Annotated in this window: 17 protein-coding genes; 6 read left to right on the forward strand and 11 right to left on the reverse strand. The window is 51.6% G+C overall.

Going from position 1 to position 19,617, the window contains the following annotated elements; translation table 11 throughout:
- Positions 1-247: 247 nt before the first annotated feature.
- The 4 genes from nagD to nagB are packed head-to-tail and all read right to left on the reverse strand — an operon-like array spanning position 248 to position 4,281.
- Positions 248-1,000, reverse strand: coding sequence for a ribonucleotide monophosphatase NagD (nagD, locus tag AC6EMZ_RS02050; RefSeq protein WP_498400745.1), 753 nt, complete (start codon positions 998-1,000; stop codon positions 248-250).
- 47 nt (positions 1,001-1,047) lie between these two features.
- Entirely contained in the window at positions 1,048-2,268 is a 1,221-nt protein-coding gene (gene nagC, locus AC6EMZ_RS02055) for a DNA-binding transcriptional regulator NagC (protein ID WP_498400746.1), read from the reverse strand.
- A gap of 8 nt (positions 2,269-2,276) precedes the next feature.
- Positions 2,277-3,425 carry an N-acetylglucosamine-6-phosphate deacetylase gene (nagA, locus tag AC6EMZ_RS02060; RefSeq protein ID WP_498400747.1) on the reverse strand — a complete coding sequence of 383 codons (1,149 nt, stop codon included), beginning with the start codon at positions 3,423-3,425 and terminating at the stop codon, positions 2,277-2,279.
- A gap of 55 nt (positions 3,426-3,480) precedes the next feature.
- Positions 3,481-4,281, reverse strand: coding sequence for a glucosamine-6-phosphate deaminase (nagB, locus tag AC6EMZ_RS02065; protein WP_498400748.1), 801 nt, complete (start codon positions 4,279-4,281; stop codon positions 3,481-3,483).
- Positions 4,282-4,605: 324 nt separating this feature from the next.
- On the opposite strand from nagB, the gene nagE reads away from it, so the two are divergent.
- From nagE to chiQ, 4 genes are all read left to right on the forward strand, one after another.
- Entirely contained in the window at positions 4,606-6,552 is a 1,947-nt protein-coding gene (gene nagE, locus AC6EMZ_RS02070) for a PTS N-acetyl glucosamine transporter subunit IIABC (RefSeq protein ID WP_498400749.1), read from the forward strand.
- Between the two features lie 170 nt (positions 6,553-6,722).
- Positions 6,723-8,390 (forward strand): glutamine--tRNA ligase, encoded by a 1,668-nt coding sequence (gene glnS, locus AC6EMZ_RS02075; RefSeq protein ID WP_498400750.1) that lies wholly within the window; start codon positions 6,723-6,725, stop codon positions 8,388-8,390.
- 440 nt (positions 8,391-8,830) lie between these two features.
- The gene (chiP, locus tag AC6EMZ_RS02080; RefSeq protein ID WP_498400751.1) at positions 8,831-10,228 is read left to right on the forward strand and encodes a chitoporin ChiP; all 1,398 of its coding nucleotides are present in this window, start codon (positions 8,831-8,833) and stop codon (positions 10,226-10,228) included.
- 55 nt (positions 10,229-10,283) lie between these two features.
- Entirely contained in the window at positions 10,284-10,613 is a 330-nt protein-coding gene (gene chiQ, locus AC6EMZ_RS02085; protein WP_498401456.1) for a ChiQ/YbfN family lipoprotein, read from the forward strand.
- A 62-nt stretch (positions 10,614-10,675) separates the two neighbouring features.
- Here chiQ and fur read toward each other — a convergent pair whose 3' ends face one another.
- The 4 genes from fur to ybfF all read right to left on the reverse strand — a co-directional run bounded on the left by fur (position 10,676) and on the right by ybfF (position 13,291).
- Positions 10,676-11,122, reverse strand: coding sequence for a ferric iron uptake transcriptional regulator (gene fur / locus AC6EMZ_RS02090; protein WP_498400752.1), 447 nt, complete (start codon positions 11,120-11,122; stop codon positions 10,676-10,678).
- 291 nt (positions 11,123-11,413) lie between these two features.
- Positions 11,414-11,944 carry a flavodoxin FldA gene (fldA, locus tag AC6EMZ_RS02095; RefSeq protein ID WP_498400753.1) on the reverse strand — a complete coding sequence of 177 codons (531 nt, stop codon included), beginning with the start codon at positions 11,942-11,944 and terminating at the stop codon, positions 11,414-11,416.
- 157 nt (positions 11,945-12,101) lie between these two features.
- On the reverse strand, positions 12,102-12,389 hold the full coding sequence (ybfE, locus tag AC6EMZ_RS02100) for a LexA regulated protein (protein WP_498400754.1): 288 nt from the start codon (positions 12,387-12,389) through the stop codon (positions 12,102-12,104).
- 128 nt (positions 12,390-12,517) lie between these two features.
- Entirely contained in the window at positions 12,518-13,291 is a 774-nt protein-coding gene (gene ybfF / locus AC6EMZ_RS02105) for an esterase (RefSeq protein ID WP_498400755.1), read from the reverse strand.
- Positions 13,292-13,474: 183 nt separating this feature from the next.
- Between ybfF and seqA the strand changes: the two genes are divergently transcribed.
- Positions 13,475-14,017: a replication initiation negative regulator SeqA gene (gene seqA, locus AC6EMZ_RS02110; RefSeq protein ID WP_498400756.1), complete on the forward strand. Its 543-nt coding sequence runs from the start codon at positions 13,475-13,477 to the stop codon at positions 14,015-14,017.
- A 24-nt stretch (positions 14,018-14,041) separates the two neighbouring features.
- On the forward strand, positions 14,042-15,682 hold the full coding sequence (gene pgm / locus AC6EMZ_RS02115) for a phosphoglucomutase (alpha-D-glucose-1,6-bisphosphate-dependent) (protein WP_498400757.1): 1,641 nt from the start codon (positions 14,042-14,044) through the stop codon (positions 15,680-15,682).
- Positions 15,683-15,727: 45 nt separating this feature from the next.
- On the opposite strand, the gene potE is transcribed toward pgm, so the two are convergent.
- The 3 genes from potE to speFL form a co-directional block, all read right to left on the reverse strand.
- Positions 15,728-17,041 carry a putrescine-ornithine antiporter gene (potE, locus tag AC6EMZ_RS02120; protein WP_498400758.1) on the reverse strand — a complete coding sequence of 438 codons (1,314 nt, stop codon included), beginning with the start codon at positions 17,039-17,041 and terminating at the stop codon, positions 15,728-15,730.
- Complete coding sequence (speF, locus tag AC6EMZ_RS02125; RefSeq protein ID WP_498400759.1) at positions 17,038-19,236, reverse strand: ornithine decarboxylase SpeF; 2,199 nt, start codon at positions 19,234-19,236, stop codon at positions 17,038-17,040. The genes potE and speF overlap by 4 nt, the downstream gene beginning before the upstream one ends.
- Positions 19,237-19,491: 255 nt before the next feature.
- Positions 19,492-19,596, reverse strand: a complete 105-nt coding sequence (speFL, locus tag AC6EMZ_RS02130) for a leader peptide SpeFL (protein ID WP_157685350.1) — start codon at positions 19,594-19,596, stop codon at positions 19,492-19,494.
- Between the last annotated feature and the right edge of the window lie 21 nt (positions 19,597-19,617).

Below are 19,617 nucleotides of genomic sequence, written 5' to 3' on the forward strand. Positions count from 1 at the left end.
TTCTCCGTTAACCCTGTTGCATTGTGATGTTGCTTGCTTATGAAAATGCCGCAAAACGACCAGGGTGCGCAAGGCTTTTACGTCGTAAACCGTAAAAAGTGCAATAGCGATTGTTGAATGTTGAAAAAAGCGCACGTAGTGAGCGGTTTTATTGATGATTGTGCAATGAAAGGGTGATTTTGTTAGATGGGATTTGGTTTTATTGCGGGATAAATGAAAAACCACGCCCTGGAGCGTGGTTTTTGTCTTAAATAACGTCGATCTCATCGACCGACGGATAAATCCAGCTCGGCCTGAACGGCATCGAATCAATATCGTCAATGGTCGAGACGCCAGAGAGGACCAGGATCGTTTCAAGACCCGCCTGGAAGCCGGCCAGAATATCGGTGCGTAAGTTATCGCCGACGATCACCGTTTGTTCGGAGTGCGCCTGCATTTTATTCAGCGCCGCGCGGATAATCCACGGGCTGGGTTTACCGACGACGAAGGGCTTCCGGCCCGAGATTTTTTCGATACCCGCACAGAGCGCACCGCATGCGGGATAAAAACCGCGACCGTGGGTGTCCGGGTTGGTCGCAATAAAGCGCGCGCCGTTGGCCACGAAGTACGATGCTTTGTGCATCATTTCCCAGTTATAGGAACGCGTCTCGCCCACGATGACAAAGTCAGGGTTAACGTCGGTAATGGTGAACCCTGCTTTATACAGCTCGTGAATTAATGCGCCTTCGCCCACCACGTACGCTTTTTTGCCTTCCTGACGTTTCAGGAAATCGGCGGTTGCCATGGCGGAGGTGTAAAACACGCTGTCAGGCACATTAACGCCCGCAGTAGCAAAACGGTTTGCCAGATCTTGCCCGGTCTGTGAAGGATAGTTGGTGAGCAGAACCAGCGGCATTCCCTTTTCCATGATGCGGTTCAGAAACTCCGCAGCGCCAGGAACAGCAACGTTGTCGTGCATCAGCACGCCGTCAATATCACAAATCACATTCTGAATGGTCATGAACTACCCGGCATCTCTAAAAAAGAAGGCGTCACTATAAAGGGTGCTTAGCTTTCCAGCAAACGCTGGAGCAGAAGACCGTTAAGCATCGCGCGTTTAACCAGCGCAAAAGCGCCAATCGCTGAACGATGATCGAGCGTTGAACGCACCACGGGCAGATTCTGACGAAACGCCTTCAGTGCCTGAGTATTAATACAGCCCTCAATGGCCGGAAGCAGCACTTTTTCGGCTTCCGTAATCTCGCCTGCAATGACGATTTTTTGCGGGTTAAACAGATTAATGGCAATGGCAATGGTTTTACCCAGATGGCGACCCACCTGTTCAATCACTTCACAGGCTAATGGATCGCCTTTGTTCGCGGCTTTGCATATGGCCTGGATCTTACAGTCTGCCAGCGTTAAACGGCTTTGATAACCTTGTTCGAGCAGGTGACGGACACGTTGTTCAATGGCGGCGTTGGCCGCCACGGTTTCCAGACAACCGAAGTTTCCACAGTGGCAGCGCTCGCCAAGGGGATCGACCTGAATATGACCAATCTCGCCGACGTTACCGTTCCGACCGATAAAAATTCGCCCGTTAGAGATAATTCCCGCACCGGTGCCACGGTGGACGCGCACCAGAATAGAATCTTCGCAATCATGACTCGCACCAAAGTAGTGCTCTGCAAGTGCCAGACTGCGAATGTCATGCCCGACATAGCACGTGACGTTGAATTTTTTTTCCAGCGCCTGAACCAGCCCCCAGTTCTCAACCTGAATGTGCGGCATATAGCGGATAACCCCGCTTTCCGGATCGACAAGCCCGGGCAGGATGACCGAAATAGCAATCAGCTCACGAATTTTACGCTGACTGTTTTCGATAAACTGCGCGATGGTGTTGAGTAGCGCGTGTTCCAGCGTCTCCTGAGTACGTTCCGGCAGAGGATAGTGCTCTTCAGCGATGGCTTTACTGCTCAAATCGTAAAGGGTGAGGGTGGTGTCATGACGACCAAGACGTACGCCGATGGCCTGGAAATTACGGGTTTCGGTGATAATGGAAATGGCGCGACGGCCCCCGGTGGAGGCCTGCTGATCGACTTCTTTGATCAATCCGCGCTCAATAAGCTGACGCGTAATTTTCGTTACGCTGGCGGGAGCAAGCTGGCTTTGTTCTGCAATCTGAATACGCGAGATTGGCCCATGCTGGTCAATCAGACGATAAACCGCCGCGCCGTTCAGTTGTTTAACGAGGTCAACATTACCAATTTGAGCTTGTCCGCCAGATGTCATACTTTTACTTACTCAGTGACGACCTCGTTACCATTAACGATGGTCTTAATAATTTTATAATCGCGTGTGAAGGCTGTGAGGTTAGCAACCATGCCCGGCGCAATGCCGCCCAGCTGTTTGTCTACACCGATAGCGCGAGCCGGGTAGAGCGTTGCCATACGTAGCACTTCATCCAGCGCAATGCCGCAATGTTCAACGAGGTTGTGTACCCCTTCAATCATTGTCAGTGCAGAGCCACTCAGTGTGCCGTTCTCATCCACACACAATCCGTTGCGGTAGTATATTGTTTTACCAGCAAAAATGAACTGCTCAATATTTGCACCTGCTGGCGCAGTCGCGTCAGTCACCAGGCACAGCTTATCGCCCTTCAGGCGTTTAGCGTTACGAATGTTGGTGTAATCAACGTGCAGCCCGTCAGCGATGATACCGCAATACACGTCTGGCTCATCAAGGATTGCGCCGACCAGCCCAGGTTCGCGGCCCGTAATGTATGGCATCGCGTTGTAGAGATGAGTCGCGAAAGTGATGCCCGCACGAAAGCCAATTTTGGCCTCTTTCAACGTGGCATTGGAGTGCCCAGCCGAAACCACAATGCCTGCTGCGGCCAGTTTAGCGATAACGTCCGGCCCGGTCATTTCGGGGGCCAGCGTGACTTTAGCGATCACATCGGCGTTTGCGCACATGAAATCGACCATTTCAGCATCCGGTTTACGCACGAAGCCAGGATTATGAGTGCCTTTCTTAACGATGTTCAGCCAAGGACCTTCAAGATGCAGGCCCAGCGCCTGATGAGGATGTTTTGCCAGATATTCCCGCATGACGCGAATACCTTGTTTCATCAGATCGTCGCTAGTGGTAATAAGCGTTGGCAGATAGCTGGTGCAGCCCGATTTCTCGTTGGCTTTTTGCATGATCTCCAGCGTTTCAACCGTGACCGCCTCGGCGGTATCATTGAACTGCACGCCGCCGCAGCCGTTAAGCTGAACGTCGATAAAACCGGGGGCAATGATTGCTCCATCAAGTGAGCGTTGTTCTACGCCTGGCGGTAAATCAGCCAGCGGACAAACACGTTCAATCAGGCCATTGGCGATAACAATCGCATGGTCATCCAGAATTTCATGGCCGGTATAAATCCGACCGTGGGTTAAAGCGTACATAACGACCCCCGGTTAAAATACGACCGCCTCTTAAGCGTAAGAGACGGTAATTCAATTACAGACCTTTGATGTTTTCAGCTTCTAATTCGTTGAAGTATCTCAGCGTTTTCACTTTCAGTTCCATCGTAGACGGTTCGTCACAAACCACGACCGCTTTCGGATGCAACTGCAGGCAGCTGATGGTCCACATGTGGTTAACATTTCCTTCAACGGCAGCCTGGAGTGCCAGCGCTTTCACGCTGCCAAGCACCAGAATCATCACTTCTTCTGCATCCAGCAGCGTACCCACGCCAACGGTCAGCGCAAATTTTGGAACCTGGCTTACGTCGCCGTCAAAGAAGCGGGAGTTTGCCACGCGAGTGTCATGAGTCAGCGTTTTAATGCGGGTACGAGACGCCAAAGAAGAGGCGGGTTCGTTAAAGGCGATGTGACCGTCGTTACCCACGCCGCCCATAAACAGGTTAATTTTGCCGTAAGAGCGGATTTTTTCTTCGTACTGGCGGCATTCTGCGTCAATATCAGGCGCATTTCCATTCAGTAGGTTAATATTTTCTGGTTGGATATCAACGTGATCGAAGAAATTACGGTGCATGAAGCTATGGTAACTCTCAGGGTGCTCTTTTGGCAGACCGACATATTCGTCCATGTTGAAGGTTACAACATGTTCAAAGCTAACTTGGCCCGCTTTATGCATTTCGACCAATGCTTTATACGCCGTCAGCGGAGTACCGCCGGTCGGAAGGCCAAGAACGAAAGGACGATCGGCTGTAGGTTTGAACGCATTAATGCGGTTGACGATATGGCGTGCAGCCCATTTACCGACTTGTTCAGCGGTTGCCAGGGGAATCAGTCTCATTGTTCACCTCAAGAGTTAAAGTATAAAAGTGGGCGGAAAGCGCCTTGACCTGAATTAAGCGTAACCTGGATAACGTCAAGCAGGGTCAATCCGTCTTGATTTTTTGAATGATAAAATAAGTTTTCACTGTTAGCCAGTCCAGGGGAGGGTTATTAACGATATTTGGTGACAAAACTCACAAAAAATACGTGTTTAATTTGCGATACGAATTAATTTTTCACACACTCACAATGCCAGTGAATCATCCACTGATTTGATAAGTCGTAACACAATAAAAACGCAGCTGAGAACGTGCCTTAAACGGGGTCTCATAGGGGGAATAAGATGAATATTTTAGGTTTTTTCCAGCGACTGGGTAGGGCGTTACAGCTCCCAATCGCTGTGTTGCCGGTGGCAGCATTGTTACTGCGATTCGGGCAACCCGATCTTCTTAACGTACCATTCATTGCGCAAGCGGGTGGTGCGATCTTTGACAACCTGGCACTGATTTTCGCCATCGGTGTTGCATCTAGCTGGTCTAAAGACAGTGCAGGTGCCGCAGCGTTGGCCGGTGCGGTTGGCTACTTTATCCTGACCAAAGCGATGGTCACCATTAACCCAGAAATCAACATGGGTGTGCTGGCGGGTATCATTACCGGTCTGGTGGGTGGTGCAGTCTACAACCGTTGGTCTGGTATCAAACTCCCTGACTTCCTGAGCTTCTTCGGCGGCAAACGTTTTGTGCCGATCGCCACGGGCTTCTTCTGTCTGATCCTGGCCGCTATTTTTGGCTACATCTGGCCGCCGGTTCAGCACGCAATCCATGCGGGCGGTGAGTGGATCGTTTCTGCGGGTGCGGTGGGTTCAGGCATCTTTGGTTTCATCAACCGTCTGCTGATCCCAACCGGTCTGCATCAGGTTCTGAATACTATCGCCTGGTTCCAGATTGGTGAGTTCACCAACTCGGCGGGCGCAGTGTTCCACGGTGACATCAACCGCTTCTATGCGGGTGACGGCACTGCGGGCATGTTCATGTCTGGCTTCTTCCCAATCATGATGTTTGGTCTGCCGGGTGCCGCGCTGGCGATGTACCTTGCCGCGCCGAAAGCACGTCGTCCGATGGTGGGCGGTATGTTGCTGTCTGTGGCCATCACGGCATTCCTGACGGGTGTTACCGAGCCGCTGGAATTCCTGTTCATGTTCCTGGCTCCACTGCTGTATCTCCTGCACGCCGTGTTGACCGGCATCAGCCTGTACGTGGCAACCCTGCTGGGCATTCACGCAGGCTTCTCGTTCTCTGCGGGCGCAATTGACTATGTGCTGATGTACAACCTGCCGGCGGCGAGTAAAAACGTCTGGATGCTGGTGGTCATGGGCCTGGTCTTCTTCGTTATCTACTTCGTACTGTTCACTGCGGTTATCCGCATGTTCAACCTGAAAACGCCAGGTCGCGAAGATAAAGAAGATGACATTGTTAGTGAAGAAGCGAACAGCAATACGGAAGAAGGTCTGACTCAGCTGGCGACGAATTACATCGCAGCAGTGGGGGGGACCGACAACCTGAAAGCGATTGATGCCTGTATCACCCGTCTTCGTCTGACCGTTGCTGATTCAGCACGCGTGAGCGATGCAATGTGTAAACGTCTTGGTGCATCCGGTGTCGTGAAACTGAACAAACAGACCATTCAGGTCATTGTCGGAGCTAAAGCCGAATCCATTGGCGACGAAATGAAGAAAGTCGTGATGCGTGGCCCGGTTGCGGCAACTTCTGTGGATAGCGCACCTGCTACTGCCGCGGTAGTTAAACCACAAGCGGTACCTAACGCTGCGACCATTGCTGCGCTGGTGTCTCCGGTAACGGGTGAAGTGGTGGCAATCGATCAGGTTCCTGACGAAGCGTTTGCCAGCAGAGCGGTAGGCGACGGCGTTGCGGTGAAACCCACCGAAAAAACCGTCGTTTCTCCGGCAGCCGGTACTATCGTGAAAATCTTCAACACCAACCACGCGTTCTGCCTGGAAACCGAAAACGGTGCCGAAATCGTTGTCCATATGGGCATTGATACCGTCGCACTGAAAGGTCAGGGCTTTACCTGCCTGGTGGAAGAGGGCGCACACGTTGTAGCTGGCCAGCCGATTCTGGAAATGGATCTGGACTTCCTCAACGCTAATGCGCGCTCGATGATTAGCCCGGTCGTTTGTAGCAACATCGACGACTTCAGCGGTCTGGTTATCCAGGCAAAAGGTCAGGTTGTTGCGGGCCAGACGCCACTGTATGAGATTAAAGGCAAGTAATCGCTCCTGAGTAGAGTTCATGCCTTAAGCGGCGGGGGATATCCTCCGCCGCTTTTTTTTGTCGTCATCATCCTCATTATTTTCAGCCGGGACGTTTTAAGGGTTGTCACTGCGCCCGGCTTATAAGATCATATGCCGTTATATGTTATTTACGCCTTGAGGAATCCACGATGAGTGAGGCTGAAGCCCGCCCAAGTAACTTTATTCGTCAGATCATCGATGAAGATCTGGCTAGTGGTAAGCACACCACGGTTCATACCCGTTTTCCGCCGGAGCCAAATGGCTACCTGCACATTGGTCATGCGAAATCTATCTGCCTGAACTTCGGCATCGCGCAAGACTATCAGGGACAATGCAACCTGCGCTTCGATGACACCAACCCAGTAAAAGAAGACATCGAATACGTAGAGTCCATTAAGAACGACGTGCAATGGTTGGGCTTCACCTGGTCTGGCGATATTTGCTATTCCTCTGATTATTTCGATCAACTGTTTGCCTACGCAGTTGAGTTGATCAACAAGGGCCTTGCCTACGTCGACGAGCTGTCTGCTGACGAAATCCGCGAATATCGTGGCTCGCTGACTGCGCCAGGTAAAAACAGCCCGTTCCGCGATCGCAGCGTCGAAGAGAACCTCGAACTGTTTGAAAAAATGCGTGCGGGTGGTTTCGAAGAAGGCAAAGCGTGCCTGCGTGCCAAAATCGACATGGCTTCGCCATTTATCGTCATGCGCGATCCGGTGTTGTACCGCATTAAGTTTGCCGATCACCACCAGACCGGCAGCAAGTGGTGCATCTACCCGATGTACGACTTCACCCACTGCATCAGCGATGCGCTGGAAGGCATTACGCATTCACTGTGTACGCTGGAGTTCCAGGATAACCGTCGCCTGTACGACTGGGTGCTGGATAACATCACCATTCCTGTGCATCCGCGTCAGTACGAGTTCTCTCGTCTGAATCTGGAATACACCGTGATGTCCAAGCGTAAGCTGAACCTGCTGGTGACTGATAAGCACGTAGAAGGCTGGGATGACCCACGTATGCCAACCATTTCAGGTTTGCGTCGTCGTGGCTACACCTCAGCGTCTATCCGCGAGTTCATCAAGCGTATCGGCGTGACCAAGCAGGACAACACCATTGAGATGGCTTCTCTGGAATCCTGTATTCGCGAAGATCTGAACGAAAACGCACCACGTGCGATGGCAGTTATCGACCCGGTTAAGCTGGTTATCGAAAACTACCCGCAGGGCGAGAGCGAAGTGGTCACGATGCCTAACCATCCGAGCAAGCCGGAGATGGGGACCCGTGAAGTACCGTTTAGCGCTGAGATCTGGATCGATCGTGCTGACTTCCGTGAAGAAGCGAACAAGCAGTACAAACGTCTGGTGATGGGCAAAGAAGTTCGCCTGCGTAATGCCTACGTGATCAAAGCAGAGCGCGTAGAGAAAGACGCAGAAGGCACGATTACCACGATCTACTGTACCTATGACGCAGAAACCCTGAGCAAGGATCCTGCCGATGGTCGTAAAGTAAAAGGCGTTATTCATTGGGTGAGCGCTGCGCATGCGCTACCCGTTGAAATTCGTCTTTACGATCGTCTGTTCAGCGTACCCAATCCGGGCGCGGCAGAGGACTTCCTGGCGACGATTAACCAGGAATCGCTGGTCATCAAGCAAGGCTTTGGTGAACCGTCTCTGAAAGCGGCTGAAACAGGAAAAGCTTATCAGTTTGAGCGTGAAGGTTACTTCTGCCTCGACAGCCGTTATGCAACCGCTACCAAACTGGTCTTTAACCGTACGGTTGGTCTGCGCGACACCTGGGCGAAAATTGGCGAGTAGTTTTGGTCAATGACAGACAAACGCCGCTTATCGCGGCGTTTTTTTTCTTTGCGATCAGCAGTCTATATAAAGGCTAATCTGGATGCCTAAATAATAACTGGTCAATGAGCTGCTACTTATTTTTTTAATTTAATTTTCATTTATAGAAATACTCAATTTTTACTCAATGTAATCGCTATCAATAAGCATTAGTTATTGAATTTAACCCAATTTTCAGCGTGTTTCGGCCCTCTCATAGAAATGTTTCAATTCACTACCAATTATGTGCACTTCGTCATAATCCTGCATTTTGCCTGTTAAAAAGCATTGATAATTCGCGTCGCGAAAAATAGTCTAAAGACGGTAGTTAATTCGAGGGTATTTCTAACTACCCCTGACCTATTGGTCATTTATATTTTTCGCCGTTCAGGCGTTTTTAATTCGTCAAAGAGGAACAATCTATGCGTACGTTCAGTGGCAAACGTAGTGCGCTGGCGCTGGCTATTGCCGGTATCACAGCAATGTCGGCTTTTGTTGCCGCACCAGAGGCTAAAGCAGCAGGATTCATTGATGATTCAACTCTCACGGGTGGTATCTATTACTGGCAGCGTGAACGTGACCGTAAAGACGTAACCGAAAATAAATACAAAACCAACCTTTCCCATTCTACATGGAACGCCAACCTGGATTTCCAGTCTGGCTATGCCGCAGATATGTTCGGTCTGGATATTGCCGCCTTTACGGCCATTGAAATGGCGGAAAATGGCGACAGCGCGCACCCGAACGAAATTGCATTTTCGTCCAGCAATAAAGCCTACAAGGAAGACTGGTCCGGCGATAAGAGTGGGATAAGCCTTTATAAGGCCGCCGCTAAATTCAAATATGGCCCGGTATGGGCGCGTGGTGGTTATATTCAGCCAACCGGTCAAACGCTATTAGCGCCGCACTGGAGCTTTATGCCTGGTACTTATCAGGGTGCAGAAGCCGGGGCTAATTTTGACTACGGTGATGCGGGGGCGTTGAGTTTCTCCTATATGTGGACCAACGAGTACAAAGCTCCGTGGCACATTGAGATGGACAAGTTCTACCAGAACGATAAAAAAACCAAAGTCGACTATCTGCATTCCCTCGGTGCAAAATATGACTTTAAAAATGATCTCGTGCTGGAAGCGGCATTTGGTCAGGCAGAAGGCTATGTTGACCAGTACTTTGCCAAAGCCAGCTACAAATTCGATATCGTCGGCGGTCCGCTGTCGACCACCTATCAGTTCTACGGTACTCGCGATAAAGTCAGCGATGGCGGCGTGAACGATCTTTATGATGGTACCGCGTGGCTGCAAGCGTTGACCTTCGGGTATAAAGTGGGACAAGTTGATTTACGTCTCGAAGGAACCTGGGTGAAAGCGGAAGGGCAGCAGGGCTACTTCCTCCAGCGCATGACGCCAACCTACGCCTCTTCAAACGGTCGTCTGGATATCTGGTGGGATAACCGTTCTGACTTCAACGCCGATGGTGAAAAAGCACTCTTCTTCGGTGCGATGTATGACCTGAAAAACTGGAATCTGCCGGGCTGGGCAGTGGGTGCATCTTACGCTTACGCGTGGGACGCCAAGCCTGCTGATATGGCAACGCCGGATGCCTACTACGATCCGAACTACCGTCTGAAAGAATCGTCATACAGCCTGGACGCAATCTACACCCTCCAGGATGGCCGTGCGAAAGGCACGATGTTCAAACTGCACTTCACCCAGTACGACAACCATTCCGATATTCCGAGCTACGCGGGCGGTTACGGCAATATCTTCCAGGATGAACGTGACGTGAAATTCATGGTTATCGCACCTTTCACTATCTTCTGATGAATTCTCCGGCGGGATGGCCCCCCCCCGTCTCGCCGGAATGGAGACTGTTATGTTGAAAAAAATCGTCATGGTCGCGGTGCTTGCATCGGGACTGGTTGCCTGCGCACAGCCTCAGGCACCAAAAGAAGACTCCCGTTTGAAAGAAGCCTATAGCGCTTGTATTAATACGGCACAAGGATCGCCGGAGAAAATCGAGGCCTGTCAGAGCGTGCTGAATGTACTCAGAAAAGAGAAAGCGCATGAGCAGTTTGCGACTCAGGAAAACGTCAGGGTGATGGATTATCAGGCTTGCATCCAGGCGCGCAAAACCGGCAACGATCAGGAAGTGGCAAAAAGCTGCGACAAAATCTGGCAAGAGATACGCAATAACAACGCGAACTGATTAATAGCAGGCAAAAAAAAGCCAACCTTGCGGTTGGCTCTTTGCTTTGTATAAATGCACCCTTATTTCGGGGTATGCGCGTGCTCATTTTCGCGACAATCGCCTTCTGCACAGTGACCGTACAGGTACAGGCTGTGGTTGGTCAGGCGAATACCATGTCGGGTGGCAATCTCACGCTGACGCGCTTCGATAGAGTCATCGCTAAATTCAATCACCTTGCCGCAGTCGAGGCAGATAAGGTGATCGTGGTGATGCTGCTGGGTCAGTTCAAAAACGGATTTACCGCCTTCGAAGTTATGACGGGTGACAATCCCTGCGTCGTCGAATTGATTCAAAACGCGGTAAACGGTCGCCAGGCCAATCTCTTCACCCATGTCAATCAGGCGCTTGTACAAGTCTTCCGCACTGACGTGATGATTGTCCGGCCCTTGCAGAACTTCCAGAATCTTTAAACGAGGAAGCGTAACTTTCAGGCCAGCCTTCTTTAATGCGGTATTGTTGTCAGTCATGCGGAATCTGTCCTGTTGCTAAACGATTCACTTCTAAAGAAGAAGTGACAGAAAATGCACTTGGGATAATGCGTCTCATTATAGAACTGCCATGCTTAAATGAAAACTGCAAGTCTCAAGCAAAGTATGCTTATAAAAACGTGGTACCGCCAACAAAGTTAGCCGAGTGAGTCCACTTTAACCTGGTTTATTGTACAGGTCTGAAAGCAAAAGTTAAAAATTTGTAGCAATTATTTTAATTGGAATTACCTATCAATGCGGCGCAACTAAGCTGAAGCGCCGCATCTTCAATCAGGCATTCAGAATATCGTCGAGATGTAGCTCGTCGCGAATCTGTTTTACCCACTGCGTCACGCGTTCAGCGGTCAGTTCTGGCTGGCGGTCTTCATCAATCGCCAGACCGACAAAGTGATCGTCATCTGCAAGACCTTTTGATGCTTCAAAGTGGTAACCCGCTGTCGGCCAGTGGCCTACGATGGCTGCACCGCGTGGTTCGATAATGTCGCGGATGGTGCCCAAAGCGTCACAGAAATATTCTGCGTAGTCTTCCTGGTCGCCACAGCCAAACAGCGCCACGAGCTTACCGTTGAAGTCTACTTCTTCTAGCGTAGGGAAAAAGTCATCCCAGTCACACTGTGCTTCGCCGTAGTACCAGGTTGGGATGCCCAGCAGCAAAATATCATAACCTTCGAGATCTTCTTTGCTGCTCTTAGCAATGTCATGCACGTCGGCAACGTCTTTACCAAGCTGTTTCTGAATGTTTTTTGCGATGTTTTCGGTGTTACCCGTATCGCTGCCGAAAAAAATGCCGATGATTGCCATGAGTAAAATAACCTCTTGAAACTTAATGGTATGGTGGCGCAATTTGTCCACGGATAAGGGCAATCATAGCAGAACAGAGAAGTCCACGGAAACAGCTATCACGCTGGACTGCACTCTGTGCTACATGAAAGTGACGTGAAGTCGATTTTTCAGACTCTTACTGGGAATGGCGTAATGCCTGGAGTTGCGCCATGAGCATCTCTTCGATCAGCTCGCTGCGGCTGATTTCACGAGCATCGGCCAGTTCGCTCAGCGCGTCGACGGCATCCGCATTGAGTTTAAGCTCGACGCGTTTAAGCCCACGACTTTTGTCGCGTTTAAGCTGGTTGCGCTTATTGATGCGCAATTGTTCATCGCGCGAAAGCGGATTGGTTTTAGGTCGTCCCGGTCGACGTTCAGTCGCGAACAGATCTAATGTCGTACGGTCCGTTTGTTCTTTGGCCATGATTCAGAGACTTCGGGGAAAACGAGCGGCCCTGCTATTGCCGGGGCGATGAGCGCGACATCATACATTACTGGTATCAGGACGCCAACGACTGGCGTCCTGCAGACGATCGGTCGCTGGCTTTTTAATCAAATCACCGTTTCAGATAGATATCGACGGATGGCGCGCAGGACAGCCTCCGGCTTTTCGGCGTGAACCCAATGACCTGCCCCGGCAATCACATGCGCACGCGCCTGCGGGAATTGCGCGACCAGTGCATCCCGATAAGCCTCCGTGACGTAGGGTGAATTGCCACCACGGATAAACAGGGTAGGGTGCTGCCAGGCAGGAATCGCCTGCCAGCCGACAATATGGCTATATTGGTCCCACAGCACCGGCACGTTAAAACGCCATGCCCCATCGATGAAAGACTTCAACAAGAACTGTACCACGCCTTCTTCATCGAGTTGCTCACGCATAATAGCAGCAGCCTGTTGGCGTGTGGATGCGCCAGCTTCGGTGACTGCATTAATAGCCGCAAAGATCTCATCGTGGCGACGAACGTCATAATCCACCGGGGCGACATCAATCACCACCAGCTGGTCAATACGTTCTGGCGCAAGCGCGGTTAGCGCCATCACCGCTTTACCACCCATTGAGTGCCCAATAAACGTGGCCTTCTCTATCTGGTTTGCATCAAGCGTGTCCAGCAGATCCTGTGCCATTGCCGCATAGGTCATCTCAGGGCTTCGTTCAGAAAGGCCATGATTTCGCATGTCCACCTGCAGAATATCGCGATCGCTCACCAGATCGCGCGCCAGCACGCCAAGATTATCAAGGCTGCCAAAAAGGCCGTGAACCAGCACGATGGGAGAATTATTGTTCGTCGATTGTGCAGATTGCGCTCGGGTATTCAATTTCATGGCAAAGTTCTTTTTTTACGTCTGTCAGGTTAGGGTATTATGTTGACCATTCTGCCGCCCGGCTGCAAGGATCCAGTTTAATCTGACTTTTGCCGCCACCCTGGCTTGACCCTATCCGCGGTTGGGATTTGACCCTATAATCCCAACGACTTGTATTCAGATAAGATATTGCACTGGATTAAGATGAAAACAATCGAAGTTGATGATGAGCTCTATGCGTATATTGCCAGCCACACGCGACATATTGGCGAGAGTGCGTCCGACATTTTACGACGCATGCTGAAATTTTCCGCCGCCTCACAGCCTGCAACTCCGGTTTCTAAAGAGGCTCGTCAGCCAAACGTTGTGGCTGAAGCAAAAACCGTCGCGCCGGTGAAGGATAAAGTCCGTGCCGTGCGTGAACTGCTGCTCTCCGACGAATATGCAGATCAAAAGAAAGCGGTTAACCGTTTTCTGCTGGTGCTGACTACACTTTATTCACTGGATAACAAAGCGTTTGCTGAGGCGACCGAGTCGCTCCATGGCCGTACACGCGTGTACTTTGCGGTGGATGAGCAGACGCTGATTCAAAACGGTAACCAAACCAAACCAAAACAGGTTCCGGCGACCCCTTACTGGGTCATCACCAATACCAATACCGGACGCAAATGCAGCATGGTCGAACACATCATGCAGTCGATGCAATTCCCGGCGGAATTGATTGAAAAGGTTTGCGGTACAATTTAACCCTTGCATAAGAAGGACCAGGCAATGGCAAATCACGATCGTGCGGGTCAGCCTGCACAACAAAGCGATTTGATTAACGTCGCTCAGCTTACCTCTCAGTACTATGTGCTGAAGCCGGAAGTGGGCAACGCAGAACACGCAGTGAAGTTTGGTACATCTGGCCACCGCGGCGGCGCGGCACGCCATAGCTTTAACGAACCGCATATTCTGGCCATTGCTCAGGCCATCGCTGAAGAGCGTGCCAAAAACGGCATCACGGGTCCGTGCTTCGTGGGTAAAGATACCCATGCGCTGTCTGAACCTGCCTTTATTTCCGTTCTGGAAGTGCTGGCGGCGAATGGTGTGGATGTCATCATTCAGGAAGACAACGGCTATACGCCAACGCCCGCCGTGTCTAACGCGATCCTGGTGCACAACAAAAAAGGCGGCGCGCAGGCTGATGGCATCGTCATCACGCCATCGCACAACCCACCAGATGACGGCGGTATCAAATACAACCCACCTAACGGTGGTCCGGCTGATACTAACGTCACCAAAGTGGTTGAAGATCGCGCCAATGCGCTGCTGGCTGAGGGTCTGAAAGGAGTGAAACGCCTTTCTCTGGATGCCGCGATGGCCTCCGGACACATTCAAGAACGGGATCTTGTTCAGCCATTTATTGAAGGTCTGGCAGATATCGTTGATATTGCCGCCATTCAGAAAGCGGGCCTGAAGCTGGGCGTCGATCCGCTGGGCGGCTCCGGTATTGAATACTGGAAACGCATTGCTGAGTTCTACAAGCTGGATCTGACCATCGTTAACGATCAGGTCGATCAGACCTTCCGCTTTATGCACCTGGACAAAGACGGCGCAATCCGCATGGACTGCTCCTCCGAGTGCGCGATGGCGGGCTTGCTGGCACTGCGCGACAAGTTCGATTTAGCCTTTGCTAACGACCCTGACTATGACCGACACGGTATCGTGACCCCAGCTGGTTTGATGAACCCGAACCATTATCTGGCGGTGGCGATCAACTATCTATTCCAGCATCGTCCGCAGTGGGGCAAAGAGGTCGCCGTCGGTAAAACGCTGGTGTCATCAGCGATGATCGATCGCGTGGTGAACGACCTGGGCCGCAAGCTGGTAGAAGTGCCGGTAGGCTTTAAATGGTTCGTTGATGGTCTGCATGATGGCAGCTTCGGTTTCGGTGGCGAAGAGAGCGCAGGGGCATCGTTCCTGCGTTTCGACGGTACGCCGTGGTCGACGGATAAAGACGGTATCATCATGTGCCTGCTGGCCGCCGAAATCACCGCCGTGACCGGTAAAAACCCGCAGGAACATTATAACGAGCTGGCTGCTCGTTTTGGTGCGCCAAGCTACAACCGTATTCAGGCAGGCGCGACCTCTGCGCAGAAAGCCGCACTCTCTAAGCTCTCTCCTGAGATGGTAAGTGCAAACACGCTGGCGGGTGACCCGATTACCGCACGTTTGACGGCGGCACCAGGTAACGGCGCCTCCATCGGCGGTCTGAAAGTGATGACCGACAACGGCTGGTTTGCTGCGCGTCCGTCCGGTACGGAAGATGCATATAAAATCTATTGCGAAAGCTTCCTCGGCGACGAACACCGTAAGCTGATTGAGAAAGAAGCGGTAGAGATTGTGAGCGAAGTGCTGAAAAACGCGTAAGCGCTTAAAAAACGGCAACCGTTCGGTTGCCGTTCTGCTTTTACCTTAGCTGTGTTTATTCTTCAATTCAAAGCGCGGCGACACCAGACCGTACAGCGTCCAGCCCATAAACGTCACCATCGCGCCATACAGCATCGCTTCCTGCCCTGAAGAGTAGAGCGCATAGAAGCTGTAAATCGCCCCGATCAGCGCCACAATATTGGCCGATTTCGCTTTGCCCGGTTCGACCTTCGCCATTTTCTGAATGATCACCAGCGCCGCCATCGACAGAATATATGGAATGATATTCGTCACCACCGCCAGGTTCACCAGCACGTTGAACTGGCTGTTGAGTGATGGACTGATGGTCATCAGCGACAATCCGCTCTGGAAAATAACAATCGCCAGCATCCCCTGTACCGGTGCGCCAGACTTGCTCACGCGAGAGAAGATTTTCGGGAAGTAGCCTTCGTCAGCCGAAGATTTGAAAACCTGCGCAATCGTAAACTGCCAGCCGAGCAGTGAACCGCAGCAGGACATCACCATCAGACCCATAATCACTTTACCGACTTCCGGCGTGAACATTTGCGCAAACGCCAGGCCAAATGGCGCGGTGGAGTTCGCCAGATCCATGTTCGGTACAATCCCGGCAATCACGTTGGTGGAGATGATGTAGATAACCGCCGCGCCCAGCGTTCCTCCCAGGACCGCAATCGGCACGTTCTTTTCTGGATTTTCCACCACTTCGGCGTTAGCACAGGCGGATTCCAGACCCAGGAAAGCCCACAGCGTCATGGCGATAGACGATCCAACGGCGGTAAAGAACGGCACGTGGTGCGGGTTCCAGGAGTTGGCATACAGCGTAGGGCTGAACCAGAACCATCCAATGATGCACAGGCCAACAACCGGGATGATCACGCCCCATACGGTCACGCTACTGATCTGCCCGGTGATGCGTGCCCCACCAAAGTTGGCGACGGTGCAAATCCACAGGACGCCAATAGTTGCGAGGCCGATTTGTACCGGGCTTAACGCCACGCCAAACAGCTCCGTACTGTATCCCACCGCCGATATCGCAATGGCGACGTTAGCAATCAGCAACGACACGCCGTAGGTATAGTTGGCCATGAAATTGCCCGACTTCCCAAACGCGTACTCTGCATAACCTCCCATCCCGCCGGGCTTACGGCTAAACATCCCGCATTTAGCAAAGGCCCACGCCAGTGCCATGGAACCGACGGCAGTCACCAGCCAGGAGATGATCGAAATGGTGCCCACCTCGGCGAGCTTGGTAGGTAGCATAATGATGCCGGAGCCCATCATGTTGACCATCGTCAGGATGGTGAGCTGAACAACGCCCATTTTATTGGATTTGCTCATAGTGCTTCCCCTTTCAGCAGCGCAAGCTGAGCGGCTGGCTGTTTGATGACATAGCACCGCACCTGTTTACGTCCGTCACACTCTTCGATATACACGCCCTGCAACTCAGGCGCGAAGCCCGGCAGCAGATTGATCCCTTCTTCCAGCGCCGTAAAGTAGCGCAGTACCGCATCGCCCCAGACTTCGCCAGGCACTACGCACAGCACGCCCGGTGGGTAAGGGAGAGCACCTTCGGCGGCAATACGACCCTCGGCGTCACGCAGGGAAACCAGCTCGACGTCACCGCGCAGATAGGCATAGTTCGCCTCCTGCGGGTTCATCATCACGCGCGGGAAATGGGCCTTACGGAACATCTCTTTTTGCAGCTGTTTCACGTTATGACGAGCGTAGAGATTGTGCATCTCCTGGCAAATCTGGCGCAGGGAGTAATCGGCGTAACGTTCCGGATGCTGTTTGTAGAGTGAAGGCAATACCTCTTTTAACGGCGCGTCGGTTTCGAGTAACTTCTCGAAACGCACCAGTTGCGCGATAAGTTGCTGCAACTTGCCCATGTCTTCCGCTGGCGTCAGCAAGAACAGGATCGAGTTAAGATCGCATTTCTCAGGGACGATGCCATTTTCACGCAGGAAATTCGCGAGGATGGTTGCCGGTACACCGAAATCGTCGTATTCACCGGTCCGGGCGTTGATACCTGGGGTGGTCAGCAGCAGTTTGCACGGATCGATAAAATACTGATGTTCGGCATAGCCTTCGAACGCGTGCCAGTTTTCGCCTGGCACAAAGTGGAAGAAGCGCAGGTCAGAGGAAATATCGGCGGTTGGCCAGCTTTCCCACGGTTTGCCGTCCACCATATCGGGCACAAATGGGCGAATAAACTGACAGTTTTGCAGGATCAGTTTGCGCGCTTCAATCCCGTTCACCACGCAGTCCATCCACATGTTACGACCGCTTTGCCCCTCATGCATACGGGCGTTGATATCCAGTGCGGCGAATAATGGATAAAACGGGCTGGTGGAGGCGTGCATCATAAACGCGTTGTTCAAGCGCTTATGCGGAACATAACGCTGCTGGCCTTTGATGTGGCTGTCTTTCTTGTGGATCTGCGAGGTTTGTGAGAACCCGGCCTGCTGCTTATGTACCGACTGGGTGACCAAAATCCCCGGATCGTTTTCGTTCAGTTCAAGCAGCAGCGGCGAACAGTCCGCCATCATGGGAATGAACTGCTCGTAACCCACCCACGCAGAATCGAACAGGATGTAGTCACAAAGATGACCAATTTTATCGACCACCTGACGGGCGTTATAAATGGTGCCGTCGTAAGTTCCGAGCTGAATCACCGCCAGGCGGAATGGACGCGCATCGCGGGAGCGACCGGGGGCGACCTCTGCAACCAGCTCGCGCAGATAGCGCTCTTCGAAGCAATGCGCGTCAATTCCACCGATAAAACCGTACGGGTTGCGTGCGGTTTCCAGATAAACCGGCGTGGCGCCAGCCTGTAATAACGCCCCGTGGTGGTTGGATTTATGGTTGTTACGATCGAACAGCACCAGATCGCCAGGGGTGAGCAGGGCGTTAAGCACCACTTTGTTTGATGACGAGGTTCCGTTAAGCACAAAGTAGGTTTTGTCGGCGTTAAACACCTTTGCGGCATGCTTTTGTGCCGTGCAGGGCGCGCCTTCGTGAATCAGCAGATCGCCCATCGCGACGTCGGCATTACACAAATCCGAACGGAACAGCGTTTCGCCAAAGAAATCAACAAATTGGTTACCCGCAGGATGGCGGCGGAAGAATTGCCCACCCTGATGTCCTGGGCAGTCGAATGCGCTGTTACCTTGCTTAACGTAATCAACCAGCGCGCGGAAGAACGGTGGCCGCAACTGGGTTTCATACTTCTGCGCGGCGGCTTCCAACTGGCGTCCATAGAAGTCGTTGCTGGTATCGTTGCATTCAAAAACACCCTGAATGCGTGAAAGGTATTCTGCTGGAACAATCTCTTCTTTATGCGTGGCGATAAATACCGGAATACCAAATCCGGTGGCTTCTAATTCTTCTATCGTGCCGTTGAAAATATCACTCACTGCCAGTACCACGGCGGCGACATCAATATAATCTGAGGTGCCAATATCGACCATTTCGCGTGTTGTTGTAAAACAGTCCGGGCATGCGCGGCTGGCAGCGATTTTTAGCATTTTCATATTCATCTCTTTATTTTTGGCAATATTTGTCCTTCGACTTCTGTTAAATAAGAAATCGAAATATTCCGGAAAAAAAGCAAAGTGTGGCCGCTGATAAAAAATCAGTAATTTGCTTTTAAAATGAGTTAAACCCAGTTCGTCCGGTGACGAAGACAGCAGGATTTAAAGAAGTGAGCGCAGGTGTTCACAGGCAAAAGCCTGTAAAGATAGAGGTTTCAGGATAACCTGTAAGCAGATGCGCCCAGAGTCGAAGGACTACCGGGCATTAAAGAAATGAAAGTCAAAGCTATTGCGGTGGGCAAACATCATAATATGAGTTGTCCGCCTTATATGGGGCATTGAACGATTGTTGTTTTCCATGTTTATTTTCCTTTCATAAAT

It is taken from the genome of Enterobacter sp. SCRI0065, from assembly GCF_059766475.1.

Coding starts and splice junctions, on each gene's coding strand:
- chiP (WP_498400751.1), top strand. CDS start 8,831: ATGCGTACGTTCAGTGGCAAACGTAGTGCGCTGGCGCTGGCTATTGCC.
- nagC (WP_498400746.1), bottom strand. CDS start 2,268: ATGACATCTGGCGGACAAGCTCAAATTGGTAATGTTGACCTCGTTAAA.
- speFL (WP_157685350.1), bottom strand. CDS start 19,596: ATGGAAAACAACAATCGTTCAATGCCCCATATAAGGCGGACAACTCAT.
- potE (WP_498400758.1), bottom strand. CDS start 17,041: ATGAGCAAATCCAATAAAATGGGCGTTGTTCAGCTCACCATCCTGACG.
- nagA (WP_498400747.1), bottom strand. CDS start 3,425: ATGTACGCTTTAACCCACGGTCGGATTTATACCGGCCATGAAATTCTG.
- pgm (WP_498400757.1), top strand. CDS start 14,042: ATGGCAAATCACGATCGTGCGGGTCAGCCTGCACAACAAAGCGATTTG.
- ybfF (WP_498400755.1), bottom strand. CDS start 13,291: ATGAAATTGAATACCCGAGCGCAATCTGCACAATCGACGAACAATAAT.
- glnS (WP_498400750.1), top strand. CDS start 6,723: ATGAGTGAGGCTGAAGCCCGCCCAAGTAACTTTATTCGTCAGATCATC.
- fldA (WP_498400753.1), bottom strand. CDS start 11,944: ATGGCAATCATCGGCATTTTTTTCGGCAGCGATACGGGTAACACCGAA.
- nagD (WP_498400745.1), bottom strand. CDS start 1,000: ATGACCATTCAGAATGTGATTTGTGATATTGACGGCGTGCTGATGCAC.
- seqA (WP_498400756.1), top strand. CDS start 13,475: ATGAAAACAATCGAAGTTGATGATGAGCTCTATGCGTATATTGCCAGC.
- ybfE (WP_498400754.1), bottom strand. CDS start 12,389: ATGGCCAAAGAACAAACGGACCGTACGACATTAGATCTGTTCGCGACT.
- nagE (WP_498400749.1), top strand. CDS start 4,606: ATGAATATTTTAGGTTTTTTCCAGCGACTGGGTAGGGCGTTACAGCTC.
- speF (WP_498400759.1), bottom strand. CDS start 19,236: ATGAAAATGCTAAAAATCGCTGCCAGCCGCGCATGCCCGGACTGTTTT.
- nagB (WP_498400748.1), bottom strand. CDS start 4,281: ATGAGACTGATTCCCCTGGCAACCGCTGAACAAGTCGGTAAATGGGCT.
- fur (WP_498400752.1), bottom strand. CDS start 11,122: ATGACTGACAACAATACCGCATTAAAGAAGGCTGGCCTGAAAGTTACG.